Source organism: Streptomyces sp. NPDC104814 (assembly GCF_055583185.1).
Genome location: NZ_JBVJOL010000012.1, coordinates 147,077 through 173,319, shown reverse-complemented (window position 1 = coordinate 173,319; position 26,243 = coordinate 147,077). Strand labels below are relative to the sequence as shown.

Below are 26,243 nucleotides of genomic sequence, written 5' to 3'. Positions count from 1 at the left end.
CCACGGGGTGTGGTGTGGACGGCAACAATGTCGACCTCCCCCCCCTGGGCGGGAAGCGCCCCCTTTTCCCGCGGCGGGCGCCCGCTCTGAGACCCAGACGCGGCGCCCGCCGCGGGCCGCACTCTTACGACCGATTTGCACAGCTTCGCAGGGAGAAGAAACGGGATGGGACTGACCGCGAGGATCCGCACCCGGGACGGATGGGCCGTGTCGCACGCGGTCGTCACGGTGACCGACATGACCGGCACGCAGGTGCTGCGCGCCGAGGCCGACGCCGAGGGCGCCGTACGCGACGAGACGGCCCTGGCCCCCGGGGCGTACACCGTCATCGTCACCGCCGTCGGTTACGCGCCGGCCGCCTCCAGCGCGATCGTCACCGCCTCCGGGCGCGCCGAGGTCGGCACGGTGACGCTGGCCCGGCAGGGCGGCACCGAACTGCCGCCGCCCGGGCCGTGGACGATCGACCCGGTGCACTCGTCCGTGGGTGCCGTCGCCCAGCACCTGGGCATCTCCAGCGTGCGCGGCCGGTTCACGGACTTCGCGGGCAGGATCGAGGTCGCCCCGGACGACGTGGCCGCCTCCCGTGTGGAGGCCGTCATCCAGGCCGCGTCCATCGACACCGGCAACAAGATGCGCGACGACCATCTGCGCTCGCCGGACTTCCTGGACGTCGACACCTACCCGGAGATCACCTTCCGGTCCACCGGCCTGACGGCCGCCGGGCCGGACCGCTGGACCGTCCACGGCGAGCTGGGCATGCACGGCGTGCTGCGCCCGGTCGACCTGGACCTCGCCTACCTCGGCTCCGGCGCCGACCCCTGGGGCGGCACCCGCGCCGCGTTCCGCGCCACCGCGGAGCTGCACCGCGAGGACTTCGCGATGAACTACAACCAGGTCCTCCAGGCGGGCATCGCCGCCATCGGCACCACCTTGAAGGTGGAGCTGGACATCCAGGCGGTCCAGGGCGACACCCTGCCCCAGACGTAGGCACGCCAGGGTCAGGCAGATACGGGTCTGCGCGGCCTAGGCTGACCGTATGGCACCGAACATCGCGACCAACACCCGTGTCTCCATGGACGAGCTGCTGGATTTTGTACGTCCCCGTCACCGCGCCCTGCTGCTGACCCGGCGCGGTGACGGAAGCCCCCAGGCGTCGCCGCTGACCTGCGGGGTCGACGACTCCGGGCGGATCGTGGTCTCCACCTACCCGGAGCGCGCCAAGACCCGTAACGCCAAGCGGGACCAGCGGGTCGCCGTCGTCGTGCTGAGCGACGAGTGGAACGGGCCGTGGGTGCAGATCGACGGCACCGCCGAGGTGATCGACGCCCCGGACTCCGTGGAGCCGCTGGTGGAGTACTACCGCAACATCGCCGGGGAGCACCCGGACTGGGACGAGTACCGGCAGGCCATGATCGAACAGGGCAAGTCGATCATCCGGATCACACCGGAGCGGTGGGGACCGATCGCCACGGGCGGTTTCCCGGCCCGGCTGGCGGAGCAGGACGGCTGAGCGTCAGCCGCGTTCCACCAGCGCCTCGATGCCCGCGATCAGCAGGTCGAGCGCATAGGTGAAGTCACGCTCCATCATCTCCTCCACCGTGTCGCCGCCGCGGGCCTCCATGATCTCCTTGGACTCCTGGAGGACCTCGGCGTAGGCGGCGGACCCGCTCACCTCCGCCACCGAGTGCCGGAAGTACTCGTCGCGGGACATGCCGAGGGCCGCGCTGCGCGTGTCGTAGTGGCCCTCGAGCGTGCCGTAGCCGTACACGAACTGGAAGACGGCCGAGATCGTGCTGGTGAGCCGGTGGACCGGCAGGCCGGTGCGGCGCACCACCTGCTGCACCACCCGGGAGAAGGCCAGGTTGTTCGGCCCGATGTTGAGGTAGCGGCCGATCAGCGGCGACACCCACGCGTGGCGCACCAGCACCGCGCGGTACTGCTCGGCCAGTTCGCGCAGTTGCTCGCGCCAGTCGACGCCGGCCGCCGTCGGGTCGGGCAGCTCCATCTCGCCGTACACCGCGTCCAGGGCGAGTTCCAGCAGGTCGTCCTTGGTGTCGACGTACCAGTAGACGGACATCGCGGTGACGTTCAGCTCGGCGGCCAGCCGGCGCATGGAGAACTTCGCCAGCCCCTCGGCGTCCAGCAGCCGCACGCTGACCTCGGTGATCCGGTCCCGGTCGAGTCCCGACGGCTGGCCCGTGCCCCGCCCGCGGCGCGCCTTGCCGTCCAGCCAGACGCTGGTCCGCGCGGCCCCCTTGGCCTCCTGGCCTGCCTTCGCCATGGCGCACCTTCCTCGTTCCGTCACCGGTCAAGATGCTAGGCGGCGACCACCTCCGCGTCTGCCCTCGTCTCTTCCCGCTGCGCACGGTGCAACAACGCGGCGGCGAGAATTCCGCCGAGCAGGACCGCGCCGGCGCCGACGAGTTGGCTGGTCTGCAGGCCGGAGGAGAACGCGTCGACGACGCGCCGGCGTTCACCGGCGCCGTGCGCCGCGGCCAGCGCGGCCGGCAGGGAGGAGGCGGCCACCGGGATCAGCGCCGCGAACCGCGCGTTCAGTACGGCACCCAGCACGGCCACCCCGAGGCCGTTGCCGAACTCCGCGAGCGTGCCGTTGACCGCGGCGCCCACACCGGCCTTCGCGGGCGGGATCGAGCTCATGATGGCGTGGGCCATCGCCGGGCTGGCGAGTGCCGTGCCGGCGCCGATGAGCAGCAGCCCGAGCAGGGTCCCGGCGTAGCCGTGCGCGGCGAGCGCGGCGATGGACACCAGGCCCGCGGCCATCACCACCATGCCCAGCAGCACCGCCCCGGGGCCGCCGAGCCGGGCCGTCCAGCGCCCGGCCACCCCGGTGAAGTTCAGGGCCACGACGGTCAGCGCCAGCGGCGCGGTCCGCAGGCCCGCCTCCAGCGGGCCGTAGCCGAGGACGAACTGCAGGTGCTGGGTGAGCAGGTACAGCGCACCGCCCATGCCGAACACGACGAGCACCGCTCCGGCGACCGCGCCGGTGAACCGCCGGTCGCGGAAGAAGCCCAGGTCCAGCATGGGGTACGGGATGCGGCTCTCCCACCAGGCGAACAGCGCGAGGACGGCCACGGCGACGGCCGCGCTCACGCCCACCCGGGGGGCGGTCCAGCCGTGCACGGGGCCGGAGATGATGGCGTACACCAGCGCGGCCATGCCGATCGTGGACAGCAGCGCGCCGAGCAGGTCCGGCCGGTCGCCGTGGGGGCTCCTGGACTCGGGGACGAGCGCGACGACCGCGGCCAGGGCGAGCACCGCGACCGGCAGGTTGACCAGGAAGATGGCGCCCCACCAGTAGTGGTTCAGCAGGAAACCGCCGATGACCGGTCCGGCGGCGAAGCCGAGGGAGTTGACCGCGGCCCAGATGCCGATGGCCTTCGGCTGCTGCTCGGGGGTGAAGATCTGCATCACCACGGCCAGCGTGGTCGTCACGAGCAGCGCGCCGCCGACGCCCATGCCGGCCCGGGCGGCGATCAACTGGGCGGTGGAGTCGGCGAGTCCGGCGGTCAGTGACCCGGCGCCGAACAGGACGAGCCCGGTGACCAGCATCTTCTTGCGTCCGTACCGGTCGGCGGCGTTGCCCGCGGTGAGCAGCAGGCCGGACTGCACGAGCGAGTAGGCGTTGATCATCCACTGGATGTCGGAGGTCGACGCGTCCAGCTCGCGGGTGAGCGAGGGGATCGCGACGTTGAGGACGGTGTTGTCGAGCAGCACGGTGAGCTGGGCGAGGCAGATGACACCGAGGATCAGCCAGCGCTGCGGGTGGGCGGAGACGGCCGGGGAAGGGGGGAGGGCTGACATGTTGTACACCGTATAGCGATCGCTATACGGTGTACAACAACATTTCTCAGCCGCTGGCCTTCCGGGTCAGGTCGTAGAAGGTGGCCGAGCCGGCCGTCACCTTCTTGAAGGTGCTCTCCACCCATGCGGTGATCTGCGACGACGTACCGTTGCCACCGCCCATGCCGCCTCCTGTGCCGCCGCCCGCGATGAAGTAGTGGATCCTGCCTTCTTCGACGTACTGCTTGAACTGGGCGAGCGTCGGTGACGGGTCGGTGCCGTTGAAGCCGCCGATCGCCATCACCGGATCCCCGGTGGACAGCTGGTAACTGGCCGCGTTCTGCGAGCCGACGGATGCGGCGACCCAGGTGTACTTCGAGGCGTCCGTCTCCAGCAGCTTCCTGGCCTCGGCGGAGACGTTCGCGCCGTTGAGCAGTCCGCCGGCGCCTCCGCCCATGCCGCCTTCGGCGCCCGTACGGCCACCGGGGAAGCCGTTGCCGTTCCGAGCGCCCGGCATCTGGCCCTGACCTTGGCCCTGACCCGGATTCTGGCCCTGCCCCTGGCCCGGCATGCCGCCGCCCGGGAAGCCGTTGCCCTGGCCCTGCGCACCCTGCCGGCCCTGCTGCCCCGGCATCCCCCCGCCGGGGAAGCCGCCGCGCACACCGCCGCCGGGTCCGCCGCGGCCGCCCATCATGCTCGCGCCCGCCGGGCCCGCCGTCGGGATGGAGCCGGTGTGCGCGGAGGCGACGGTGCTCAGCGTGTACGCCGTCGGCCCGGCCAGCGCCGCCAGCGTGGCCACGGACGCGGCGGCGAGCGCGAGTTGCCGCGGCACACGGCCCGCGAAGATCAGGCCGAGCGCTCCGGTCAGGCCGCCGACCAGCACCAGCCACTTCAGCCAGGGCAGGTGGTCCGGCGTGCGGTCGAGCAGCACGTACCCCCAGACAGCCGCCGCCACCGCGGACGCGGCGAGCGCGAGCGCGGCCCAGGTCTCCTTGCGCCGCTCCCACAGCAGGGCGGCGCCCATGCCGGTCACGGCCGCGAGGTACGGGGCGAGCGCCACCGTGTAGTACTGGTGGAAGATGCCCGCCATGTAGCTGAACACGGCCGTCGTCATCAGCAGCGAGCCGCCCCAGACCAGGAACGCGCCGCGCGCCACCGACGTACGGCGGGCCCTACGCGTCGCCCACAGCGCCGCCGCCAGCAGGATCAGTGCCGTCGGCAGCAGCCAGGAGATCTGGCCGCCGACCTCGGAGTTGAACATCCGGTTCCAGCCGGTCGCGCCCCACATGCCGCCGCCGGTGCCGCCGCCGGGTCCGCCGCCCCCGCCGACGCTGCCCGTCTCGTCGCCGCTGATGCGGCCGAGGCCGTTGTAGCCGAAGGTCAGCTCGAGGAAGCTGTTGTTCTGCGAGCCGCCGATGTACGGGCGCGAAGACGCCGGCCACAGCTCCACGATCGCGACCCACCAGCCGCCTGAGACCACCAGCGCCAGGGTGGCGAGGGCCAGTTGGGCCAGCCGTTTGCGCAGCCGCACCGGCGCGCAGACCGCGTACACCAGCGCCAGCGGCGGCAGGATCAGGAACGCCTGGAGGGTCTTGGCGAGGAACGCGCAACCGATCGCGACGCCCGCCCACACCAGCCACTTCGTCCGCCCGTCCTCCAGCGCCCTGACGACCAGGTAGCAGGCGGTCGCCATGAGCAGCGCCAGCATCGCGTCCGGGTTGTTGAAGCGGAACATCAGCGCCGCGACCGGGGTGAGCGCGAGCACCGCCCCCGCGAGCAGGCCGGCCACCGGCCCGGACCGGCGCCGTACGGCCGCGTACACGACGGCGACCGTGGCCACGCCCATCAGCACCTCGGGGACGAGGATCGCCCAGGAGTTCAGACCGAAGATCCGCACCGACAGCTCCATCGGCCACAGCGAGGCCGGGGGCTTGTCGACGGTGATGGCGTTCGCGGCGTCGAGTGAGCCGAAGAAGAACGCCTTCCAGCTCTTGCTGCCGGCCTGGACCGCCGCCGAGTAGAAGGAGTTGGCCCAGCCGGAGGCGCTCAGGTCGTACAGGTACAGCAGACCGGTGGCCAGCAGCAGGCCGAGGAACGCGGGACGTGCCCAGCGGGGGTCCTGCGACCGGTCCCGCGGCCGGTCCGGGGGCTCCGCGGTGGCCGGGGGCGGCGCGGTGGCCGGGGCGGCGGCCGGCGCGGGGCCGGGGGGAGCGGTCGGGGGCGGTCCCCAGGCGGCCACGTCGTCGGCGCGGTGGGTGGTCATCGGCGGTCCCTCGGGTCGGTGTCGTACGGGCGCACCGGCTGCGGCTGCCGGGTGGCGTCCCTCCAGGCGGGGTCCGCGGCGTCGGCGGCGCGGACGGGCGCGGGCTCGCGGTCCGGGAACACCCACGCGCGGAAGAGCAGGAAGCGCAGCACGGTCGCCGCGAGGTTGGCGGCGATCAGCACGGCCAGCTCGGCGGAGTGCGCGGGCTGCGCGGTGGCCGCACCGAGCGCGGCCAGCGAACCGCTGGTCAGGGCCAGCCCGATACCGAACACGACCAGGCCCTGCGCCTGGTGGCGTACGGCCCCGCCACGGCCGCGCACCCCGAAGGTGAGCCGGCGGTTGGCGGCCGTGTTGGCGATCGCGGAGACCAGCAGGGCGAGCGCGTTGGCGAGCTGGGAGCCGGTGAACGTCCGGAAGCCGCTGTAGAGCAGCAGGTAGAAGACGGTCGACAGGCCGCCGACCACGAGGAAGCCGACGAGCTGGCGGGCGAGTCCGGTGGGGACGTCCTTGATGTCGCGGTCGCGCGGGTCGTCGCCGAAGGGCCGGGTGAGCCGGTCCAGCGGCAGCGATCCGGTGGCCAGCGCCCGGCCCACCCGCCATACGCCCCTGAGGTCGTCGGTCGCGGTCTTCACGATGTGCACGGTCGAGTCGGGGTCGTCGACCCAGTCGACCGGCACCTCGTGGATCCGCAGTCCGGCGCGCTCGGCGAGCACCAGCAACTCGGTGTCGAAGAACCACCCGCTGTCCTCGACGAGCGGCAGCAGCACCTGGGCGACGTCACGCCGGATGGCCTTGAAGCCGCACTGGGCGTCGGTGAAACGGGCCTGGAGCGAGCCGCGCAGGATCAGGTTGTAGGTGCGGGAGATGAACTCCCGTTTGGCGCCGCGCACGACGCGCGCGCTGCGGCTCAGCCGGGAGCCGATCGCGAGGTCGGAGTGGCCGGAGATCAGCGGTGCGACGAGCGGAAGCAGCGCGTTGAGGTCGGTGGACAGATCGACGTCCATGTAGGCGAGGACCGGGGCGTCGGAGGCGGACCAGACGGTCCGCAGGGCCCGCCCGCGGCCCTTGAGCTCCAGCCGGACCGCCCGCACCGGAGCGAGGGTCTCCGCCAGCCGCGCCGCCACCCGGGGGGTGGTGTCGGTGGACGCGTTGTCCGCGATGGTGATGCGGAACGCGTAGGGGAAGGTCCGGGTGAGGTGCTCGTGCAGTCGCTCGACGCACGGCCCCAGGTCCTTCTCCTCGTTGTGGACGGGGATCACTACGTCCAGGACAGGCGTTCCGGCGGGGGCGGCCGGGAGATGCTCCCGCGCCGGCAGGGTGCCGGGAGAAGAGTCGGTTCGCATGCGAACGACTGTGGTCAGGCGCCCTGTTGCACCCGTGTGGCGGCGCTGTGCTGGGCCTGTGAGTCCGGCGCCGGGTGTGCGCCGGGCGCGGGCAGGTGCACGGTGAACACGGTCCGTCCGGGCACGCTGTCCACGGTCACGGCACCGCCGTGCGCGCCCGCGACGGCCTGCACGATGGCGAGGCCGAGCCCGGTGGAGCCGGTGGCACGGGAGCGCGCCGAGTCGCCGCGAGCGAATCGTTCGAAGACGTGCGGGAGCAGGCCGGGTGGAATGCCCGGGCCGTCGTCCTCGACGTCCACGCACAGCCACGGCCCGGCCGCCCGCACGCGCGCGGTGACCGTCGTACCGGGCGGCGTGTGGGTGCGGGCGTTGGCGAGCAGGTTGACCAGCACCTGCTGGAGCCGGGCGGGGTCGGCGGAGACGACGGCGGGTTCGTCGGGCAGCTGCAGACGCCACACGTGGTCGCGTCCAGCGGCCCGGGCGTCGCTGACGGTGTCGACGACGAGCGGGACGAGGTCGGTGTGCTCGAACCGCAGGGGCCGGCCTGCGTCCAGGCGGGCGAGCAGCAGCAGGTCCTCGACGAGCAGGGTCATCCGCCCCGCCTCGGACTCGATACGGCCGAGCGCGTGCCGGGTGTCGGGGCCGACCTGTTCGCGCCCGCGCCGGGTCAGCTCGGCGTACCCGCGGATGGAGGCGAGCGGGGTGCGCAGCTCGTGGCTGGCGTCGGCGACGAACTGCCGTACCCGTGTCTCGCTGCGCTGACGGGCGTGCAGGGCGCCGTGCACATGGTCGAGCATGCGGTTGAGGGCGGCGCCGACCCGGCCGACCTCGGTGTGCGGGTCGCACTCGGACTCCGGGACGCGTTCGGATAGGTTCACCTCGCCGGAGTGCAGGGGGAGTTCGGAGACGCGGGTGGCGGTCGCGGCGACCTTGCGCAGCGGGCGGGTGGCGACACCGACCAGCACGGAACCGGCGATCCCGGCGGCGACCAGCCCGGCGGCGGTGACGCTGACCTCGACGAGGATCAGGGTGGTGACGGTGGAGTCGGTCTGGCCGGTGGGAACGGCGACGTAGAAGGAGCCGTTACGGCCGCTCTGGTACTCCACCTGGTACTTGCCGAGCCCCGGGAGGTCCACGGTGTGCGGGTTCCCGTCACGCGGTACGGCGCCGAGCACCGCGAGCTGACCGGAGTCGAGGTGCACCGCCTCGGCCGTCCTGTCCTCCCGGGCCTTGCTGACCACGCCCCGGGTGACCCGTCCTCCGACGACCGTCGCCCCGACCGTGCCGAAGCCGACCTGCGGTCCCCGGGTGACGAAGTCGAGCGGGTCCTGGCCGTTCATGAGATGCGGCCCGGGTTCTCCGTCCGCCGGGCCCGCCGCCCGCATCGAGATTTCTCCGAGCTGCTTGTTCAGCTGCTCATAGAGGTGTCCGCGCAGCGCCAGCGTCGTCACCGTGCCGATCACCGTGCACACCACCGCGATCAGCACCACCGACGCGACGACGAGCCGCGTCCGCAGCGTGCGCGGCTGTCGCCCCCGCCACCGCGGCCGCGGCCGTCGCCGTCCGTTCATGACACCGCGGGCTTGATCAGGTAACCGGCACCGCGCCGGGTGTGGATCATCGGCTCGCGCCCGGCGTCGATCTTGCGCCGCAGGTAGGAGATGTACAGCTCGACCACGTTGGCCTGGCCGCCGAAGTCGTAGGACCAGACCCGGTCGAGGATCTGCGCCTTGCTGAGCACGCGCCGCGGGTTGCGCATCAGGAAGCGCAGCAGCTCGAACTCGGTGGCGGTGAGGTGGATGTGGTCGCCGCCCCGGGACACCTCGTGGCTGTCCTCGTCGAGCATGAGGTCGCCGACGACGAGCACGGAGTCCGAGCGCCGGTCGGCGGCGCCGGAACGCCGGATCAGCCCGCGCAGCCGGGCCACGACCTCTTCCAGGCTGAACGGCTTGGTGACGTAGTCGTCGCCGCCCGCGGTGAGGCCGGCGATCCGGTCCTCGACGGCGTCCTTGGCGGTCAGGAAGAGGACGGGCACGTCCGGCAGCTCACGGCGCAGCCGCCCGAGGACGGACAGCCCGTCCATGTCGGGCAGCATCATGTCGAGCACGACGGCGTCGGGCCGGAACTCCCGTGCGGTCTGGAGGGCGCCGTGCCCGTCCCCCGCGCTGCGGATCTGCCAGCCCTCGTAGCGCAGCGCCATCGACAGCAGTTCGGTGATCGACAGCTCGTCGTCCACCACAAGCACCCGGACGGGGCTCCCGTCCGGCCTCAGCAGTTCGGTGCGCCCCTGGGGCGAGGTCGTGGTCATGGTGACCACCCTGTCCGGGACCTCTGAGAGGAGGCTTTCGCCCGTCTGTGATTTTCCTGAGAAACGCACAGGGGGCTGACAGGAAGGGCCTCGGTCCGGGCGGTGGGGTCAGCCGGTGGTGAGGTCGGCCGGTGACAGGGTCAGCCGGTGGCGGGCCGTTCGTAGCTGTGGCTGCGCTCCACCTTGGCGACGTGCAGGGTGTACCGGTCGTACCACTGCACGCGCCCGCGCCGCTGGGCCCGCTGGTGTTCGAGGTCACCGCGCCAGGCGTCGAGGGCGGCGCCGTCCCGGAAGTAACCGACGGTGATCGACAGCCCGCCGCTGCGGGCGTGGTCCATGCCGAGATACCCCGGCACCTTGCCGACGAGTTCCTCCATCCGCTCGGCGGTCTCGGCGTAGCCCTCCTCGTCCGCCGTCCGCACGGAGGTGAAGACCACGGCGTAGTAGGGCGGTTCATGCGCGGGCACGGGGAGGGGACCCTGCTGGGGGAGGGACTGGGAAGGGGGCTGAGGATCACTCATGCGTCCAGCCTGATCGCTCCCGGCGGCGTCCACCAGTCCTTTTACCCAACGGTCGAACAGACCTTGCCCCACGGTCAGACCGTGCCCCACGGTCAGACCTTGCCCAACGGTCGAACAGCATCGGAACACCCCGTTCGGACACCATCGGAACACTCCGTTGGGGCACCATCAGAACAACCCGTCCTGCGCAGGCGTCTCCCCCCGCAACGCCACCACCGGCACGGACAGTTCGCCGCCGGTCGCCGGCAGCAGCCCCCACCCCGGCAGCAGCCGCGTGTCGAGGACGACGTCGCCGCGCGGGGTGCGCAGATGCAGGTCCGGCCCGGCCGCCGCGACCAGCTCCCCCCGCACCACGCCTCCCGCGACCAGCCCGCGCACCTCCCCCAGGGGCGCCGACAGCCGGCCCAGCCCGAACGCCTCCGCGTGATCGGCGACCCGGCACGGTTCGCGCGCCAGCGACTCCGGCCACCCGACGAGCGCCCCCGCCCGCGCGTGCAGGGCCACGACCTCGGCGGCCCGCTCGTCCTGGTCGCGGGGCAGCCACGCCCGCACGGCCCGCTTCTCGGCGTACGGGATGCGGTCCGGGACACCCAGCGCGGAGCGCAGCAGTTCCTCCGTCCGGCGCGCGGCCATCAGCGGCCCCGCCCCGAGCCAGCTGAAGCAGACGGCCCCCTGCTCCAGCAGCCGGGCGCCCCCGCGCTCGACCGCGGTGATCCCGACCTTGACCAGGCCGGGACCGAACCAGGCCAGATACACGTGATACGGCCGTGGGTCGTCGGCCATGGTGTCCGCCGCCACGGAGTGCGCCCGCTCCAGCCGCGCGCACTCCTCGCACCGCGCGCCCGTACTGCGGGCCGAAACCACCGTCCGCCCCGGACACGGATGCCCCCGCGCCCCCACGCAGGTGCGCGCACCCCCTTCCTCCACGCCGAAGGCCACCGTCTTTCCCCAGGTCAGCGCGGAGCGCCGGCCCCCGTCCCACACCAGCTCGGGGCCGCGGTCCGCCCACCGCATCCCCGTGCATCGCCACACCTGTGCCATCACCGCCGAGCGTAGAGGCAGCCACTGACAACACCACCGCGCGGAGGGGACCGCGCAGGTTTCCCGCGATGGGCCCGGGGAGACCCGGACGGCGTGGCACACCCTGCTCCCCACGCCGGTCGCTTCCGTCGCAGAAGCCCGGTCGGTGCGGCAAGATCGGTCGAACCGGCGCGGGACACAACCGTGGGGAGGTGAGAGCGTGGCGGTGACCGGAGACAACGCATTCGAGGACGACGACTTCGAGCAGCAGACCGACGTCCGGCGCGCCCGCGTCGCCCGGGAGCTCATCACCGGCGTCCGCGGCCTGCCCCCCGCCGAGGTGCCCGACGCGCTGTGCCGTGGCTGCACGACCCTCCTGCCGTGGGTGTCGGGCCTGTCGGTGTCGGTGAACGGTCAGGGCCCGGACACCGGGATCGTGCTGTGCGCGAGCGATGCCGTGGCCGCTCGTGTCGCGGAGATCCAGTACACCCTCGGCGAGGGTCCCCGCGAGGAGGCCGTCCGGCTGCGCGCCCCCGTCTTCGCCACCGCTGTGACCCGGGCTCCCGACACCCGCAGGTGGCCGCTGTTCTGCGCGCAGGCCGCCAGGGAGGGCGCGCTGGCCGTCTTCTCGCTGCCGCTGACGGTCGCGGGCAGCGCACTCGGCACCCTGGATCTGTACCGGCGCGTGACGGGGTCGCCGAGCGCCGACGAGGTGGGCATGGCACTGCTGGTCGCCGACGCGGTCACCCTGGCCGTCATCGCGCTGGACCACGCTTCTGCGGGAGCCGACGGAGTCGTAACGTGGCTTCAGGGGGCGGAAGCAGACCGCGAGGAGGTCCACCAGGCCACCGGGATGATCATGGTGCAGCTCGGCATCGATGCGAGTGAGGCCGTACTGCTTCTCCGTGCCCGCGCCTTCGCTCAGGGCCGGACCACGGCCGAGATCGCGCGGGCGGTCATCGCCCGCACCCTGGACATCCGCCATGACTGACCGCAGTACACCGCCGACACCGCCTGGGAGGCGAGCATGAACCGCGAGCGAGAGCTGGCGCAGGCGTTCGTCGACCTGGCCGACACGTACGCGGAGGAATTCGACCCCCTGCGTCTCTTCGACCGCCTGGTGCACACCTGCCGTGGGCTGCTGGACGTGACCGCGGCTGCGGTGATGATGGCCGACGCGCGCGGCACGCTGACGACGATGGCCGCCACGGAGGACGGGGCGGCGTTCATCGAACTGCTGCAGATGCAGACGGGACGCGGCCCCTGCATGGACTGCTTCCGCACCGGCCGGGCCCGGGACATCCCCGACATCACCGCGGAGTCCGCGCGCTGGCCGCAGCTCGTCGACGCCATGGCCGAGGCCGGTTACCGGTCCCTGCACACCGTGCCGCTGCGACTGCACGAACGGCCGCTGGGTGCGCTCACCCTGCTGAACACCCACGTCGGTGCCCTGCCGGAGGACGACGCGCATCTCGCGCAGGCGCTGGCCGACTCCGCCGCGCTCGCCCTGATGCACTGGTCCACGGAGCCGGCCCGGGGCGACGACGTCATCACGCGCGTGCAGGGCGCCCTGGTCGCCAAGGCCACCCTGGAGATCGCCAAGGGCATGCTCGCCGCCTACGCGGACATCTCCATCGCGGAAGCCGGCCGCCATCTCAGCGAGCACGCCGCCCGCCGCCGCGTCAGCCTCTCCAAGACCGCTCACGACCTGGTCAACCGCACGACGGACCCGGGCACGATCATCCTCGGCACCCTGCGCGGCTGACCGACCACCCGCCCCCGACGCGGATCACCTCGTCCGCGCCGGGACCGGGCGGAGCCGGATGTGGCCGGGCGAGGCCGACGGCAGGTTTTCTGAAACGCCGAAGGCCCCGGATCTCTCCGGGGCCTTCGATCTGTGTGCACTCGGCAGGATTCGAACCTGCAACCTTCTGATCCGTAGTCAGATGCTCTATCCGTTAAGCTACGAGTGCTTGTTCTTTTGTTTTGCCCCCGCTCCCGTTCCTTTCGGCCCGCTCGCGGCGACAGGAAGAACATTACATGACTGCCGCCGACATGTGAAATCCGTTAGGCACACCCTGCCTGACCTGCAGAAATGCCCACTGCGCATGATCGGCCGGCAGTGAGCGCGGCGCCCGGGAACGACGAAGCCCCGGTCCTTGCGGACCGGGGCTTCGGTGATCGAGCGCGGAGGCGGAGGGATTTGAACCCTCGATGGGCTTTAAGGCCCAAACCGCATTAGCAGTGCGGCGCCATAGACCGGACTAGGCGACGCCTCCAGCACAGCCGCCCGCGCGAGCGCGAGTGGTGCGTGCAGATGATGACACAGTCGAGCGTCGTGTCACCAATCGGCTCCCACGGTACTAGGCAGTCGGGCCGGAGGGCAAAGCCCTTGCCGTGCGGCGCAACGTCCCGCCGCGGGCCGCGTTAGACAGGTCATGTCACACGCCACCCAGTCGGTGCCCGGCGTACTGCGCCGCCTCCTCGTCCTCACCGCCGTCACCGTCGCCGCCGGCTCGCTGTCCGCGGCACCCTCCCTCGCGTACGGCCAGAGCGGCGCCGGCTCGCTGATGCCTCCGCCCGTACGGGACGAGGACCGGCCCGGCAGCGGTGATCACCTCGTCGTCACCGTCCAGGGCGCCGGCCCGGGGCGGGACGGGACGTACGAGGTGTTCTGCCACCCGGACGGCGGCACCCATCCGGACGCGGCCGGTGCCTGCCAGGCGCTGGACCGCAACACCCGGTGGGGTCAGGAGACCTTCGCACCGGTGCCCGAGGGCACCATGTGCACCATGCAGTACGGCGGTCCGGCCACGGCCCATGTGACCGGCACCTGGGCCGGACGCCCGGTCGACGCACGCTTCGACCGCGGCGACGGGTGCGAGATCGGACGGTGGGACCGCTTCGTGCCGCTGCTGCCCGATCTGCGGGACTGATCCGCGACCGCTCAGGACCGGGGCGGCACAGACGGAGACTCGCGCAGGAGTCACCCGGCACAGATGAAGGACTCACGAAGGAGTCCGCACAGCAGTCACCCGTCGCACACCGGACTCGCACGGGACCGGCACGGACCAGCGCGGACCGGCATGGGGCCGCCACGGGACCGGTGCCGGAACGGGGCAGGCCCCGGCGGCCGTACACGGCGGGGCCGCCGCCGGGGCGCCCGGGCAACCGGCTCATCCCGCATCGCAGACGCAACGGCTCCCCGTAGACTCCCCGGCGTGACACGCCGCGGGCCGGTTGGCAAGATGGCCCGAGCGGTCGGCAAGGTGCGGTAACAGGGAGGAAGCGTCTCGTGAGCAGCAGGCCATCCCGAGGCGCTGCTCGCCTCGCAGCCATACTGGACGCGCTGCCCGACGCGTTGGTCCTGGTCAACGCCAACGGCACCGTCGTCAACGCCAACACCATCGCGCTGGAGGCGTTCGAGACCCCGGGCACCGCCCTCGTCGGGCGCGGGCTGCTCGACCTGCTGCCCGGCTTCGACTCCAAGCTGATCCCCGGCTCGATGCGCCGGCCCGACCACATCGACCCGCGGGCGCGGACCAAGCCGACGCGGATGATGGCCCGGCGCACCGACGGCACCGAGTTCCCGGTCGAGGTCACCAGCGCGAATCTGGAGAACGGCCAGCAGGCCTACGACGGTTACGGCTACACCGGCGACGAGCTGCTGATGCTCGTCGTACGCGACCTGTCCGGGACCATCGACACCGAGGCGGAACTGGCGCGCTCGCAGCGGCAGACCGAGATGATCCTGCGGGCCGCCGCAGAGGGCGTCGTCGGCACGGACACCGACGGGCGGATCGTGCTCGTCAACCCGGCCGCCGCGCAGATCCTCGGCTACCGCGCCAGCGACCTCGGCGGCAAGGAGCTGCATGACCTCGTCCTGCACTCGCGCGCCGACGGCACCCCCTTCCCGTACGACGAGTCGCCGCTCGCCGACACCCTGCGCTCCGGGCGCAAGCACCGGGTGCGCGGGCAGGTGCTGTGGTCCAAGAGCGGGGAGCAGGTCTCGGTCGACCTGACCACCGCGCCGGTGCGCGACGGCGACCAGCTCGTCGGCGCCGTCATGACCTTCACCGACCGGCGGCCCTACGAGGCCCTGGTGGAGGCGAAGGCGACGCTGGAGAAGGCGCACGCCGAGGAGCTGGAGCGGCTCTCCGAGGAGCACGCCTCCGACCTGACCGCGCTGCGCCAGAGCCATGTCACGGAGCTGGAGGAGCTGCGCGAGAAGCACGCCGAGGAACTGGCCGCCGGCGAGGAGCGCTACGCGGCCCTCGGGGAGCGCGAGAAGGATCGTTACGAGGCTCTGAACGCGCGCTACGACCAGCTGGTGACCCTGCTGGGCACGTCCCTGCGCGGACCGCTGGACGAGCTGCGCCGCGAGCTGTCCGCGCTCGCCGCGGACGACGCCGGGCAACTGTGGCCCGAGGCCAACCAGGTGCTCCACCATCTCAGCGCCGGCTACGCCCGGATCACCACCCTCATCGACAACGTCCTCGGCTACCAGCGGCTCGACGCCGCCGGGCAGCAGATCACGCGGACCAAGGTCATGCTCGACGCCGTCGTCGCCTCCGGGGTGGACGGGGCCGTGGAGCTGATCGGTCCGGGCCGGGTGCAGTTCGCCGTGCACGCCCCGCCCATCGAGGCCGAGGTCGACCCGCGGCTGCTCGCGACCGCGCTCGCGCATCTCGTCGCGGACGTCGCCGGGGTCGACGCCACCGGCAACGCGCCCGTCTCCGCGGGCGGTTACATGGACAGCACCGTCGTCGTGGCGGCGGCGCAGCGCGGCGAGGTCGCGCGGATCGAGGTGCGCGGGCCGTACGCCGGGGGTGACCCGGTGCACGAGCCGATCGTGCGCGGGATCGTGCGCGCCCACGGCGGCGTGCTGCAGACGCACGAGGTGCCGGGCATGAGCGGCAGCGCGTACGTCCTGGAGGTCCCGCTCGGCGGCGGCGCCGGAGCCGTCACGGCCGACCCGGCCGGGGGCGTGGAGCCGGTCGGCCCGGTGCCGGAGGATTTCCCCGCCGACGGTCACACCGCCGGTGGCGGGCGGCGGCGGGCCCGGCGTTCGTCGACCGACGCGTTCCTGGAACTCGAGGGCGCCGAGGAGCCGTCCGGCTCCGCCGCCGAGGGCCCGGGCGGTACGGGGCGGCGGCGACGGCGTGCGGTCGCGCCGCCCCAGGAGGAGCCGGCGCCGAACCCGAGCGCGGCGCTGGAGCCGGCCGGCAGCGGTACGGGGCGGCGACGCCGCGCCGCCGCGACCCCGGACACGACGGGCGCCCCGGCCGAGGGCGCCGTGATGACCGCGGCCGAGCATGCCGCCGGGACCGCGGCCGTCGGCACCGGGCTTGGCGGGACCGTGCCGCCGCAGGGCGTGCCCGCACCGTCCGGACGGCGCGCCCGGCGTGCCGTCGACGGTGAGCAGAACGCCCTGCCGCCCGCACTGCCCGCCGCCACCGCCGACGGGAGCGACGCGGGGGACGCCGGGGACGCCCCGCAGCCGACCGGTCGGCGCCGTCGTGCCCTCGCGGCCGCGCAGGAACGCGCCGCCGCGCAGGAGGCCGCGCCGCGCACCGTCTTCGCCCTTCCGCCCGCCGACGCCGACCGCCCGGCCGACACCGGCCCGGAGGCTCCGGCGGCCGGTCCAGTCGGGGTGGCGGGCGGCCCAGCCGGGGTGGCAGGGAGCCCCGCCGGGGTGGCGGGCGGTCCAGCCGGGGTGGCAGGGGGCCCCGCCGGGGTGGCAGGCGGTCCCGCCGCCGCAGCCGGCGGTCCCGTTGCCGCAGCCGGTGGTCCTGTCGCCCCCGCCGGCGGTGCGGTCACGCCGGCCGCCGGTCCGGTCGCTCCGGCCGGTGGTCCAGTCGCACCTGTCGGCGGCCCCACCACTCCGGCCGGCGGTCCCTCAGCAGCGGCCGGTGGTCCCGCCGCACCGTTCGCCGGGCCCGAAGCACCCTTCGGCGGGCCCGACGCGCCCGGTGCCGGGGCCCAGCCCGGTGCTGCGCAGGCCGTGCCGATTCCGGTTCCGGGACCCGGTGTGCCCGCGGACGTCCTCATCGCCCACGGCCGCCACGACGGCGCGCCGCACGACGGCTCCGGTGAGCACACGCCTCCGCAGCCGCAGCCGACGAACACTCCGACCGGCCGACGCCGCCGCGCGGCCGCCCAGCCCGCGGACACTCCTGGAGCCGCGGCGCCCGGTGGCGTTGCCGACGCTTCCGGTACGGCGACGACCCCCGAGGGTCCCGCCGCTCCGGGCGCCAGTGCGGCTCCGGTGGCTCCGGGCGGTACGGCGCAGGCGGCGACCCCGGGCGGCCCCGGGACCCCCGCCCCCACCGGTCCCGCAGCTCCCGGCGTCCCGGTCGACCCGGCCGTACCGCCCCAGGGCGCTGCCGGTCGGCCCGGTGCCCAGGACGCGGCCGTGCAGCCGCTCCCCGCACCGGCGTCCTCGGGGCAGCCGGCTCCGGGTCGGCCGATCCCCGCCCAGTCCGCGCCCGGTCACCCCGGTCAGCCCGCCCCGGTGCCGGCCGGCCCGCTCGCCGCTCCGGGCGCCCCGGCGCAGCCCGCCCCGGCACACGCCGCCCACGGCACTCCCGGCATGCCCGTGCCGCCGCCGCAGACCGCCGTCACCGCCCCGCACGCCCAGCCCGGCCTGGCCGAGCAGCCGGACCCCGATCGGACAGGTGGCCGGACGGGCGCGGCGCACCCCATCCCCCCGCAGGCCACCGTCGGGGCGGCACCGGCCCGGCCCGCGCCCGGCCTTCCGCATCCGCTCCCCGCACCGGGAGCCGCCGCCCAGCCGCTGCCCGCCGAGGCCGCCCCCGGGCAGGGCACCCCGCCGCAGGGCACCCCCGCCCCGCAGCAGTGGCCGGCCGCCGAGGCCACCCCGGCCGCCGGAGTCACCCCGGGCGCCCACGCCACGCCCGGCGCCGGCACCGCCGTACCCCCGGCCGCGCCCACCGCCGTACCCCCGCACGCCACCGCAGCGCCGTCCGCTCCCGGCGCGGTCCCGGTGCCGCCGAACGCGGCCGGTGCGGGCGACGCGGGCACCCCCGTGCCCCCGGCGGACGCCACCGCCGTACCGCCCGCAGCCGTGCCGCCCACGGGCGCTCCCACGCCCCCCGCCGGCACCCCCGCCTCCCGGGCCGCGCAGCCGTTGCCCGCCGAGGCTCCCGGGCTGGTGGATCCGAACTCCACGCAGGGCCGGGCGATCAGCGTGCGCACGCTGGGGCAGGGCGTGCCGTTCACCCGGCAGGCCGCCCAGGCGCAGATTCCGGGCGCCGCGCAGCCCGTGCGTCCCGGCACGGCCACCCCGCCGCCGCACGGGCCGGGCGGCAGCGGGCGGCGCCGGAAGCTCGGCACGCCGCCCGATCCCGCCACGCGCGCCGGTGCCGCGGAGCAGCCGGGCCGTCCGCACCCCGCGGCCGACCCGTCGACGCCCGCCGGGCCCGCCGCCCGTCCGGCATCCGCCGCCCCCACCCCGCCGGGCGCACCCGCCCAGCGGCCGGCACCCGCCGCTCCCGCCGGCCCCGGCGCCCCCGTGCCGCAGCCGTCGCTCGCCGGGCAGGCGCGGCTGGTGCCGCCGGGGACCGAGGGCGCGGGTCGGTCGTACGCCATAGGGGCGCCGGACGAGAACGCCGCCGAGGGTCCCGAGCCGCTGGACGGTCCGGGCGGCGCGGTGGAGGTCGCGGACGCGCCGCCGCCGCTGCCGATGGACGACGAGCTGCCGCCGGAGCCGCTGGACAATCCGCGCCGGCTGCTGGTGTGGCCCGCGCCGGACATGAGCACCCAGCAGGCGCTCAGCGACCGCGGTTACCGGCCGGTGATCGTGCACTCGCGCGAGGAGGTCGACGCGCAGATCGCGGCGTTCCCCGCCGCGCTGTTCGTGGACCCGCTGACCGGGCCGATCACCCGGACCGCGCTGCAGCAGCTGCGGCAGGCCGCGGTGGCCGCCGAGGTGCCGGTGATGGTGACCGCGGGTCTCGGGCAGGCCTCGCGGGAGGCCGCGTACGGCGCCGACCCGGCCGTCCTGCTGAAGGCGCTCGCGCCGCGGGACTCGGAGCAGCATCCGCCGCGGGTGATGCTCATCGAGGAGCACGCGGAGATCGCGCTGGCGCTGACCGCGACGCTGGAGCGGCGCGGGATGCAGGTCGCGCGGGCCGCGAGCGACGCGGACGCGGTGGCGCTGGCGGGGCAGTTCCGGCCGAACCTGGTCGTGATGGACCTGATGCAGGTGCACCGGCGGCGGGCCGGGATCGTGGACTGGCTGCGCGCGAACGGGCAGCTGACCCGCACCCCGCTGGTCGTCTACACGGCCGCCGTCGACCAGGCCGACCTGCCGCGCCTCGCGTCCGGCGAGACGGTGCTGTTCCTGGCGGAGCGGTCCACCAGCACGGAGGTCCAGACGCGGATCGTCGACCTGCTGGCCCGTATCGGAACCAACTGACCCTTCCTGTTGCCGGGGGCCTGCGGTTGCCGGAGGGCTCCCGCGTCCGGGCTCTACGGCGTGATCAGCCTGCGTGCCGCCTCTTTGACCGAGGCGCGCAGGCGGGCCCGGTCGGGTCCGTCGGCGCCGACGAGGATGCGGCTCATCTGCGGGACGACGGTGACCCAGTTGGCCATGGCGATGAGCAGGAACAGCAGGTCGGCGGGCGGGATCGCGTCGCTGATCACGCCGCGTTCCTGTCCGTCGCGCATCGCGGCGACCTTCGCGGCGTAGTGGTCCTGGCGTTCGGCCTCGTCGGGCAGCTCGGCGGTGCCGTACTCGATGCCCTCCCAGTACAGCAGGCGCAGGAGTTCCGGGTGGGCGGCGTGGTAGTCCATGAGGCGGTCCAGCCAGCCCTCGATGTCGTCCGGATCGACGGGTACGGCGGCGGCGAGGTCGACCATGGAGCGGCCGAGGACCTGGGAGAACAGCTCCGACTTGTTGCCGAAGTAGGCGTAGATCAGCTGCTTGTTGGCCTTCGCCTCGCTCGCGATGCGGTCGATGCGGGCGCCCGCGATGCCGTGCCGGGCGAACTCGGCGACGGCTGCCTCGTAGATGCGGGCCTTGGTGGCCTCCGGGTCCCTTGCTGCCATGGGCGACAGGGTAACCCCTGAAGTAACCAACTGTTTGGTTGACAGGGAATCGAGCGGCCCTCCAGACTGTTCACCCATCATCCAACCAACCAGTTAGTTGTGAGAGCCGGCTCGAAGGAGTCCCTCCCCATGTCCTCGACCTCCCGGTCCGCGACCCCCGCGTCCGCGGCACCCATGTCCTCGGCCCCCGCCTCCGCGGCATCCGGCGCCGACGCCGCCCGCCGCCCCGCGGGTTCTGACGCAGGCCCCCGCACCCCGTCGTCCGCGCTCTTCCTGGTCCTGATCGCCGTCTGCACCGCGGTCACGGCCGCCAACATCTACCTCGCCGCGCCCCTGCTCCCGCTGATCGCCCGCGACTTCGGCTCCACGCCGCCGGCGATCGCCTGGGTCGCCTCCGTCGCCCAGCTCGGCTACGCCGTCGGCCTGCTGTTCTTCGCCCCGCTCGGCGACACCGCCAACCGCCGCCGGCTGGTCACCGTCCTCACCGTCCTCACCGCCCTCGCGCTGGCCGCCGGTGCCGCCGCGCCCGGCACCGGGGCGCTCGCGGCCGCGGTGTTCGTCGCCTCAGCGGCGACCGTCATCCCGCAGCTCCTGGTGCCGCTGGTCGCCGAGCGGGCGCCCGCCGACCGCCGCGCGTTCCATGTGGCCGCCGTCATCGCGGGTCTGTTCACGGGCATCGTCGCCGCCCGCGTGGTCGGCGGCCTGGCCGGGCAGGCGTTCGGCTGGCGCTGGGTGTTCGCGGGCTCGGGCGTCCTCACGCTCACCCTGGGCCTCGCGACCGCGGTCGTCCTGCCGTCGACCCGCAAGGGCGGCGCCGGCTTCCTCGCCGGGATCGCCGCGCTGCCGGGGCTGGTGCGCCGCTCGCCGGACCTGTGGCGGGCGTGCGTGCGGCAGGCGGGGATGTTCGGGGCGTGGAGCGCCCTGTGGACGTCGCTCGCGCTGCTGCTGACCGGTCCGGTCTACGGCCTGTCGACCGCGACGGCCGGGCTGTTCGGCCTCTTCGGGCTCGCGGCCAGTGTCGTCGCGCCGCTGGCCGGCGGCCTGGTCGACCGGTTCGGCGCGGCGAAGGTCGTCCGTACGGCGTACCTGGGCGCGGCGGTGTCGGTGCCGCTCTTCTGGCTCGGCGGGCATGTCGTCGCCGCGCTCTTCGCGGCCGCGATCGCCATCCACGCGGCCCTGGTCGCCTCCCACGTCGCCAACCAGACGCTGGCGCTGACCACCACATCCACCCCGGCCGCCGCCAACACCGCCTACGTGGTCAGCGGCTTCGCCGGCGGCGCGCTCGCCTCGGCCCTGGCGGGCCCGGCCTTCGGCCACTTCGGCTGGGGCGGGGTGTGCGCGGTGGCGGCGGCCTGGCTGGCGGTCGGCTGGGGCGCCACGGCGGTACGCCGGTGAGGTCCTCGCCGGCGGTGGGGCTCCCGCCGCCGGACGCCCGAGCGGACGGGCGCGCCATCGTCGTACGACGGTGACGCGCCCGTCCGCCGTGAAGCCGCCGGTGTTCAGAGCCGGGTGACGTCCAGCTCGCCCTCCGCGTACTTCCTGCGGAGCACCTTCTTGTCGAACTTGCCGACGCTCGTCTTCGGGACCGTCTCGACGATGGTCCAGCGCTCCGGGAGCTGCCACTTGGCGATGTGGCCCTCCTCGGCGAGGAAGGCGCGCAGCGACTCGAAGTCGGCCGTCGCGCCCTCCTTCAGGACGACCGTGGCCAGCGGGCGCTCCCCCCACTTGTCGTCGGGGACGGCGACGACGGCGGCCTCGGCGACGTCCGGGTGGGACATCAGCGCGTTCTCCAGCTCGACCGAGGAGATCCACTCGCCGCCGGACTTGATGACGTCCTTGGCGCGGTCGGTCAAGGTGAGGAAGCCGTCGGGGGAGATGGTGCCGACGTCACCGGTCTTCAGCCAGCCGTCCTCGCTGAACTTGTCGGCGGGGCGCAGCGCCTCGGCGTCGGGGCCGTTGTAGTACGCCCCCGCGATCCACGGGCCGCGCACCTCCAGCTCGCCCGCCGACTCGCCGTCCCAGGGCAGGCGCTCCCCGCCGGGGCCGGTGAGGCGGGCCTCGACGGAGGCGGGGAAACGGCCCTGGGTGAGCCGGTAGCCGAACTCCTCGTCGGTGCCGACCGCGTGGGCCGGGGGACGGGCCACCGTGCCGAGCGGCGAGGTCTCCGTCATGCCCCAGGCGTGACACACCCGCATGCCGAGCTGGTCGAACGCCTCCATGAGGGAGGGCGGGCAGGCCGAGCCGCCGATGGTGACCTGGTGCAGGGACGACACGTCACGCGGCCGGGCGTGCAGTTCGGCGAGGAGGCCCTGCCAGATGGTCGGGACGGCGGCCGCGTGGGTCGGCTTCACGCTCTCGATCATCTCGGCGAGCGGAGCCGGCTGCAGGAACCGGTCGGGCATCAGCAGGTTGACGCCGGTCATGAAGGTGGCGTGCGGCAGGCCCCAGGCGTTCACATGGAACTGGGGCACCACGACCAGGGAGGTGTCCTGGTCGGTCAGGCCCATGGACTGGGCCATGTTGACCTGCATGGAGTGCAGGTAGATCGAACGGTGGCTGTAGACCACGCCCTTGGGGTCGCCGGTGGTGCCGGAGGTGTAGCACATGGCGGCGGCCTGCCGCTCGTCCAGCTCGGGCCAGTCGTACGCCGTCGGCTTCCCGGCGAGCAGCTCCTCGTACTCGTGGACCTGCGGCGCGGCGTCCGCGAGCAGCGTGCGGTCGCCCGGGCCGGTGACCACGATGTGCTCGAGGGTCTTCAGGTGCGGCAGCAGCGGGGCCAGCAGCGGCAGCAGGGAACCGTTGACCACGACGACCTTGTCGGCGGCGTGGGCGACGATCCAGGTCAGCTGCTCGGCGGGCAGGCGCAGGTTGAGCGTGTGCAGGACCGCGCCCATGGAGGGGATGGCGAAGTACGCCTCCACGTGTTCGGCGTTGTTCCACATGAGAGTCGCGACCCTGTCGTCGTCGCGTACCCCCAGGTCCTCGCGCAGGGCGTGGGCCAGCTGGGCGGCGCGGGCGCCGATCTCGGCGTAGGAGCGGCGCTGCGGTGCCCCCTCGCCCGTCCAGGTGATCACCTGCGAGGTGCCGTGGACCGTCGACCCGTGGGTCAGGATCCTCGAGATCAGCAGCGGTACGTCCTGCATCGTGCTCTGCACGGCGTCCTCCCGGGCGACGTCGCCTACGCGGTGGTAACGGTTGCGCTGATTCTGCGCACATACCGCGCGGTATGTCACTAGGGAGCGGTGATCGATCACTGCGCCGTAGGTCACGGTGCTCCGTGCGGGCGACGACTCCGGGCGGCTCAGCGCGCCGGAATCAGCTCCGGGTCCTCCCGGAGCTTGCCGAGCGCCCGCGACACCGCCGACTTCACCGTCCCGACCGACACGCCGAGCACCTCCGCCGTCTGGGCCTCGCTGAGATCCTCGTAGTACCGCAGGACCACCATCGCCCGCTGCCGCGCCGGAAGCTTCATGATCGCCCGCCACATCGCGTCGTGCAGCGCCTGCCGCTCGGCCGGGTCGTCGTCGCCGGGGACGCCCTCGGGCTCGGGCAGCTCGTCCGTCGCGAACTCGTCGACCTTGCGCTTGCGCCACTGCGAGGTGCGGGTGTTCACCAGCGCCCGGCGCACATAGCCGTCCAGCGCCCGATGGTCCTCGATGCGCTCCCAGGCGACGTACGTCTTGGTGAGCGCGGTCTGCAGCAGGTCCTCCGCGTCGCTCGGGTTGGCGGTGAGCGAGCGGGCGGTACGCAGCAGCGCCGACTGGCGGGCCCGGACGTACGCCGAGAAGGACGGGTACGGCGGCGCCCACGCCGCGGCCGTCGAAGCGCTGGTGCAGACGGGTGTGGTCATGTCTCCACGCTAGGAGCGGACGGCGTGGCCGCGGATCGCCCGCAGGTCCCGAAGCGCCGTCCCCCTCAGGTTGTAGGGGTGGGGCTCACCCCACCTCCCAGAGGTGGACCCAGGGGTGGACGTCCCCTGCGGGACGAACCCCGAGGCCGCCCGCGCACACGCCTGCGCGGCGGTGCGTGAGCACCGCCGCGCAGGCCTTGTGAACCACCCCGGAGCACACCTCGAACGGGCACCCGAGGGGGCCGGCGGCTGACGCGCCGGCCCCCTCAGCTCACCACCACAGCGGGGAGAAGCTGACGGCGACGTTCTCGTTGCCCTGGTTGACCGCGGTGAACGCGGAGCCGTTCACCTGGGCCGTGTTGCTCTGGTTGGAGGCGCCGGAGCCGATCGCCTGCTGCTGTGTGGTCGAGGAGTTGCCGGTGTTGTGGCCGCCGACGCCGCTGCCCACGATGCCCTGGACGGCGTTGGTGACGGCCGCGCTCGATCCGTCGTCCGCGATGGCGCCGTTGTCGGCCGTCGCGACGCCGGCGAAGAGGGCGGCGGCCAGCGGGAGGGCGGAGACAGCGGCGAGAACGCGGGCGGTACGGATGCTTGCCATGTGTGTTCCTCCATCGGGACCCACGCACCGGCCGGACGGCCGGTCACGCGTCAAGTACGGCTGATTCCGGGGCAGTTGGCCGTCCGCCCCGGGGGTTGTGCACGACGTCGCGAGACCAGAGTTGCCCACCGAATCCCCGGCGAACCAGCCCGGAAGCCACGATTCGCCCTCAAGCGTGATGACAAGTCGATAAACCCCTGACATCACCGTTCATGACCCCTTCATACGCAGGTCGGACACCGCGGGCCGATCCACCCCAAGCCCCACAAGAGGTGAACCGTTCCCTCACCTTTCCGGCCATTCCGCCGACCCACGGCGTGTCGCCGGCCCGGCGAGCAGGTCCCCTCTTCCCATCTTCGAACAGGCGTACGAAAATGAATCCATGGCCCCCACCGACCGGCAGGCCAGGACGCTGGCCCTCGCCCACGCGCTGTCAGCCGCCGAGCGCGGCCTGCCCGTCATCCCCCTGTCCCGGACGAAACTCCCGGCCCTGCGCTCCCCCCACCGCGAGGACCCCGCGGGCACCCCGCCCTGCCACGGCGAGTGCGGCCGCTTCGGCCACGGCGTCCACGACGCCTCCACCGGCCCCGCCCGCATCCGCGCCCTGTTCGCCGCCGCACCCTGGGCCACGGGTTACGGCATCGCCTGCGGACTGCCCCCGCACCACCTGATCGGCATCGACCTCGACACCAAGACCGGCACGGACTCCACCACCGCCCTGCGCGAACTGGCCCTGCGCCATCTGTTCACGATCCCGCCCACGGTCGTCGTCCTGACCCCCTCCGGCGGCCGCCACCTCTGGCTCACCGGCCCCCCGGACACCGCCGTCCCCAACTCCGCGAGCCGCCTCGCCCCCGGCATCGACATCCGCGGCGCCGGCGGCTACCTGGTCGGCCCCGGCTCCCGCACCGACCACGGCGCCTACGCCGTCGCCCCCGGCAGCGCCCACCTGGCACCGGCACCCTGCCCGCCCTCACTGCTCCGCCTGCTGCTGCCGCCCCCGCGCGACGGCCACCCGCCCCACCGGCCGGCGAACGCGCACGGCCAGGGCCTGATCCACTTCGTCCTCGCCGCACACGAGGGCCAGCGCAACACCCGCCTGTTCTGGGCCGCCTGCCGCGCCTACGAGAACGGCCTCGCCCCCACCCTCCTGACCCCCCTCCTCACGGCGGCCCGCACCACAGGCCTGACCGAACGCGAAGCACGAGCCACAATCGCCTCAGCAGCCCGCCTGACAGGCCATGCACCGTGAGGGCCCCCCGTGCGCGGGACGGCGTCCGGCCCCGGCCGCGGCCGCGGCCGCGGGCAAACGAAAGGCCCCCGACCAACTACTGAGGTCGGGGGCCGTTCTCACTGCTCGTCACGCGGAGGCGGTGGGATTTGAACCCACGGTGACATCGCTGCCACGACGGTTTTCAAGACCGTTCCCTTCGGCCGCTCGGGCACGCCTCCCCGCGCCACCCGGTG

General features: G+C 73.8%; 20 protein-coding genes and 3 tRNA genes. 8 read left to right on the top strand and 15 right to left on the bottom strand.

Features of this window, described 5'->3' with window-relative positions:
• Positions 1-165 precede the first annotated feature (165 nt).
• Together ACZ64A_RS31970 and ACZ64A_RS31965 are read left to right on the top strand one after the other, a co-directional pair.
• The gene (locus ACZ64A_RS31970) at positions 166-987 is read left to right on the top strand and encodes a YceI family protein (RefSeq protein ID WP_469815375.1); all 822 of its coding nucleotides are present in this window, start codon (positions 166-168) and stop codon (positions 985-987) included.
• Positions 988-1,036: 49 nt separating this feature from the next.
• Positions 1,037-1,510 carry a PPOX class F420-dependent oxidoreductase gene (locus ACZ64A_RS31965; protein ID WP_469815373.1) on the top strand — a complete coding sequence of 158 codons (474 nt, stop codon included), beginning with the start codon at positions 1,037-1,039 and terminating at the stop codon, positions 1,508-1,510.
• Positions 1,511-1,513: 3 nt separating this feature from the next.
• Here ACZ64A_RS31965 and ACZ64A_RS31960 read toward each other — a convergent pair whose 3' ends face one another.
• From ACZ64A_RS31960 to ACZ64A_RS31925, 8 genes are all read right to left on the bottom strand, one after another.
• On the bottom strand, positions 1,514-2,281 hold the full coding sequence (locus ACZ64A_RS31960; RefSeq protein WP_469815371.1) for a TetR/AcrR family transcriptional regulator: 768 nt from the start codon (positions 2,279-2,281) through the stop codon (positions 1,514-1,516).
• Between the two features lie 35 nt (positions 2,282-2,316).
• A complete protein-coding gene (locus ACZ64A_RS31955; protein WP_469815369.1) occupies positions 2,317-3,822 on the bottom strand; it encodes an MFS transporter in 1,506 nt (501 codons plus the stop codon).
• Between the two features lie 46 nt (positions 3,823-3,868).
• On the bottom strand, positions 3,869-6,064 hold the full coding sequence (locus ACZ64A_RS31950) for an ArnT family glycosyltransferase (protein ID WP_469815368.1): 2,196 nt from the start codon (positions 6,062-6,064) through the stop codon (positions 3,869-3,871).
• Entirely contained in the window at positions 6,061-7,407 is a 1,347-nt protein-coding gene (locus ACZ64A_RS31945; RefSeq protein ID WP_469815366.1) for a bifunctional glycosyltransferase family 2/GtrA family protein, read from the bottom strand. The genes ACZ64A_RS31950 and ACZ64A_RS31945 overlap by 4 nt, the downstream gene beginning before the upstream one ends.
• A 14-nt stretch (positions 7,408-7,421) precedes the next feature.
• A complete protein-coding gene (locus tag ACZ64A_RS31940) occupies positions 7,422-8,978 on the bottom strand; it encodes an ATP-binding protein (protein ID WP_469815365.1) in 1,557 nt (518 codons plus the stop codon).
• Complete coding sequence (locus tag ACZ64A_RS31935) at positions 8,975-9,715, bottom strand: response regulator transcription factor (protein ID WP_469815364.1); 741 nt, start codon at positions 9,713-9,715, stop codon at positions 8,975-8,977. The genes ACZ64A_RS31940 and ACZ64A_RS31935 overlap by 4 nt, the downstream gene beginning before the upstream one ends.
• 140 nt (positions 9,716-9,855) lie before the next feature.
• Positions 9,856-10,236 (bottom strand): antibiotic biosynthesis monooxygenase family protein, encoded by a 381-nt coding sequence (locus ACZ64A_RS31930; protein WP_469815363.1) that lies wholly within the window; start codon positions 10,234-10,236, stop codon positions 9,856-9,858.
• A gap of 168 nt (positions 10,237-10,404) precedes the next feature.
• Complete coding sequence (locus tag ACZ64A_RS31925) at positions 10,405-11,277, bottom strand: DUF2797 domain-containing protein (protein ID WP_469815362.1); 873 nt, start codon at positions 11,275-11,277, stop codon at positions 10,405-10,407.
• Positions 11,278-11,476: 199 nt separating this feature from the next.
• Here ACZ64A_RS31925 and ACZ64A_RS31920 point away from each other — a divergent pair, with 199 nt between their 5' ends.
• Together ACZ64A_RS31920 and ACZ64A_RS31915 are read left to right on the top strand one after the other, a co-directional pair.
• The gene (locus tag ACZ64A_RS31920) at positions 11,477-12,247 is read left to right on the top strand and encodes a GAF and ANTAR domain-containing protein (RefSeq protein WP_469815361.1); all 771 of its coding nucleotides are present in this window, start codon (positions 11,477-11,479) and stop codon (positions 12,245-12,247) included.
• Between the two features lie 36 nt (positions 12,248-12,283).
• On the top strand, positions 12,284-13,021 hold the full coding sequence (locus ACZ64A_RS31915; protein ID WP_469815360.1) for a GAF and ANTAR domain-containing protein: 738 nt from the start codon (positions 12,284-12,286) through the stop codon (positions 13,019-13,021).
• A 135-nt stretch (positions 13,022-13,156) separates the two neighbouring features.
• On the opposite strand, the gene ACZ64A_RS31910 is transcribed toward ACZ64A_RS31915, so the two are convergent.
• Together ACZ64A_RS31910 and ACZ64A_RS31905 are read right to left on the bottom strand one after the other, a co-directional pair.
• Positions 13,157-13,229: transfer RNA gene (locus ACZ64A_RS31910), tRNA-Arg, on the bottom strand.
• Between the two features lie 215 nt (positions 13,230-13,444).
• Positions 13,445-13,535, bottom strand: a tRNA-Ser gene (locus ACZ64A_RS31905).
• A gap of 159 nt (positions 13,536-13,694) precedes the next feature.
• Here ACZ64A_RS31905 and ACZ64A_RS31900 point away from each other — a divergent pair.
• Both ACZ64A_RS31900 and ACZ64A_RS31895 read left to right on the top strand, forming a co-directional pair.
• Positions 13,695-14,192, top strand: a complete 498-nt coding sequence (locus ACZ64A_RS31900) for an SSI family serine proteinase inhibitor (RefSeq protein ID WP_469815358.1) — start codon at positions 13,695-13,697, stop codon at positions 14,190-14,192.
• 359 nt (positions 14,193-14,551) lie between these two features.
• A complete protein-coding gene (locus tag ACZ64A_RS31895; RefSeq protein ID WP_469815357.1) occupies positions 14,552-19,696 on the top strand; it encodes a response regulator in 5,145 nt (1,714 codons plus the stop codon).
• Between the two features lie 53 nt (positions 19,697-19,749).
• Here ACZ64A_RS31895 and ACZ64A_RS31890 read toward each other — a convergent pair whose 3' ends face one another.
• The gene (locus ACZ64A_RS31890) at positions 19,750-20,328 is read right to left on the bottom strand and encodes a TetR/AcrR family transcriptional regulator (RefSeq protein ID WP_469815355.1); all 579 of its coding nucleotides are present in this window, start codon (positions 20,326-20,328) and stop codon (positions 19,750-19,752) included.
• Positions 20,329-20,457: 129 nt separating this feature from the next.
• Between ACZ64A_RS31890 and ACZ64A_RS31885 the strand changes: the two genes are divergently transcribed.
• Positions 20,458-21,723: an MFS transporter gene (locus ACZ64A_RS31885; protein WP_469815353.1), complete on the top strand. Its 1,266-nt coding sequence runs from the start codon at positions 20,458-20,460 to the stop codon at positions 21,721-21,723.
• Between the two features lie 104 nt (positions 21,724-21,827).
• Here ACZ64A_RS31885 and ACZ64A_RS31880 read toward each other — a convergent pair whose 3' ends face one another.
• The 3 genes from ACZ64A_RS31880 to ACZ64A_RS31870 all read right to left on the bottom strand — a co-directional run bounded on the left by ACZ64A_RS31880 (position 21,828) and on the right by ACZ64A_RS31870 (position 24,776).
• Entirely contained in the window at positions 21,828-23,471 is a 1,644-nt protein-coding gene (locus tag ACZ64A_RS31880) for a long-chain fatty acid--CoA ligase (RefSeq protein WP_469815463.1), read from the bottom strand.
• 158 nt (positions 23,472-23,629) lie between these two features.
• A complete protein-coding gene (locus ACZ64A_RS31875; RefSeq protein WP_469815352.1) occupies positions 23,630-24,178 on the bottom strand; it encodes a SigE family RNA polymerase sigma factor in 549 nt (182 codons plus the stop codon).
• 271 nt (positions 24,179-24,449) lie between these two features.
• Positions 24,450-24,776 carry a hypothetical protein gene (locus tag ACZ64A_RS31870; RefSeq protein ID WP_361637974.1) on the bottom strand — a complete coding sequence of 109 codons (327 nt, stop codon included), beginning with the start codon at positions 24,774-24,776 and terminating at the stop codon, positions 24,450-24,452.
• A 382-nt stretch (positions 24,777-25,158) separates the two neighbouring features.
• Here ACZ64A_RS31870 and ACZ64A_RS31865 point away from each other — a divergent pair, with 382 nt between their 5' ends.
• Positions 25,159-26,028 carry a bifunctional DNA primase/polymerase gene (locus ACZ64A_RS31865; RefSeq protein WP_469815351.1) on the top strand — a complete coding sequence of 290 codons (870 nt, stop codon included), beginning with the start codon at positions 25,159-25,161 and terminating at the stop codon, positions 26,026-26,028.
• Between the two features lie 113 nt (positions 26,029-26,141).
• Here the strand turns inward: ACZ64A_RS31865 and ACZ64A_RS31860 are convergent.
• Positions 26,142-26,228 (bottom strand) — tRNA-Ser (locus ACZ64A_RS31860).
• Between the last annotated feature and the right edge of the window lie 15 nt (positions 26,229-26,243).

Coding starts and splice junctions, on each gene's coding strand:
- ACZ64A_RS31970 (WP_469815375.1), top strand. CDS start 166: ATGGGACTGACCGCGAGGATCCGCACCCGGGACGGATGGGCCGTGTCG.
- ACZ64A_RS31965 (WP_469815373.1), top strand. CDS start 1,037: ATGGCACCGAACATCGCGACCAACACCCGTGTCTCCATGGACGAGCTG.
- ACZ64A_RS31960 (WP_469815371.1), bottom strand. CDS start 2,281: ATGGCGAAGGCAGGCCAGGAGGCCAAGGGGGCCGCGCGGACCAGCGTC.
- ACZ64A_RS31955 (WP_469815369.1), bottom strand. CDS start 3,822: ATGTCAGCCCTCCCCCCTTCCCCGGCCGTCTCCGCCCACCCGCAGCGC.
- ACZ64A_RS31950 (WP_469815368.1), bottom strand. CDS start 6,064: ATGACCACCCACCGCGCCGACGACGTGGCCGCCTGGGGACCGCCCCCG.
- ACZ64A_RS31945 (WP_469815366.1), bottom strand. CDS start 7,407: ATGCGAACCGACTCTTCTCCCGGCACCCTGCCGGCGCGGGAGCATCTC.
- ACZ64A_RS31940 (WP_469815365.1), bottom strand. CDS start 8,978: ATGAACGGACGGCGACGGCCGCGGCCGCGGTGGCGGGGGCGACAGCCG.
- ACZ64A_RS31935 (WP_469815364.1), bottom strand. CDS start 9,715: ATGACCACGACCTCGCCCCAGGGGCGCACCGAACTGCTGAGGCCGGAC.
- ACZ64A_RS31930 (WP_469815363.1), bottom strand. CDS start 10,236: ATGAGTGATCCTCAGCCCCCTTCCCAGTCCCTCCCCCAGCAGGGTCCC.
- ACZ64A_RS31925 (WP_469815362.1), bottom strand. CDS start 11,277: ATGGCACAGGTGTGGCGATGCACGGGGATGCGGTGGGCGGACCGCGGC.
- ACZ64A_RS31915 (WP_469815360.1), top strand. CDS start 12,284: ATGAACCGCGAGCGAGAGCTGGCGCAGGCGTTCGTCGACCTGGCCGAC.
- ACZ64A_RS31900 (WP_469815358.1), top strand. CDS start 13,695: ATGTCACACGCCACCCAGTCGGTGCCCGGCGTACTGCGCCGCCTCCTC.
- ACZ64A_RS31890 (WP_469815355.1), bottom strand. CDS start 20,328: ATGGCAGCAAGGGACCCGGAGGCCACCAAGGCCCGCATCTACGAGGCA.
- ACZ64A_RS31885 (WP_469815353.1), top strand. CDS start 20,458: ATGTCCTCGACCTCCCGGTCCGCGACCCCCGCGTCCGCGGCACCCATG.
- ACZ64A_RS31880 (WP_469815463.1), bottom strand. CDS start 23,471: ATGCAGGACGTACCGCTGCTGATCTCGAGGATCCTGACCCACGGGTCG.
- ACZ64A_RS31875 (WP_469815352.1), bottom strand. CDS start 24,178: ATGACCACACCCGTCTGCACCAGCGCTTCGACGGCCGCGGCGTGGGCG.
- ACZ64A_RS31870 (WP_361637974.1), bottom strand. CDS start 24,776: ATGGCAAGCATCCGTACCGCCCGCGTTCTCGCCGCTGTCTCCGCCCTC.
- ACZ64A_RS31865 (WP_469815351.1), top strand. CDS start 25,159: ATGGCCCCCACCGACCGGCAGGCCAGGACGCTGGCCCTCGCCCACGCG.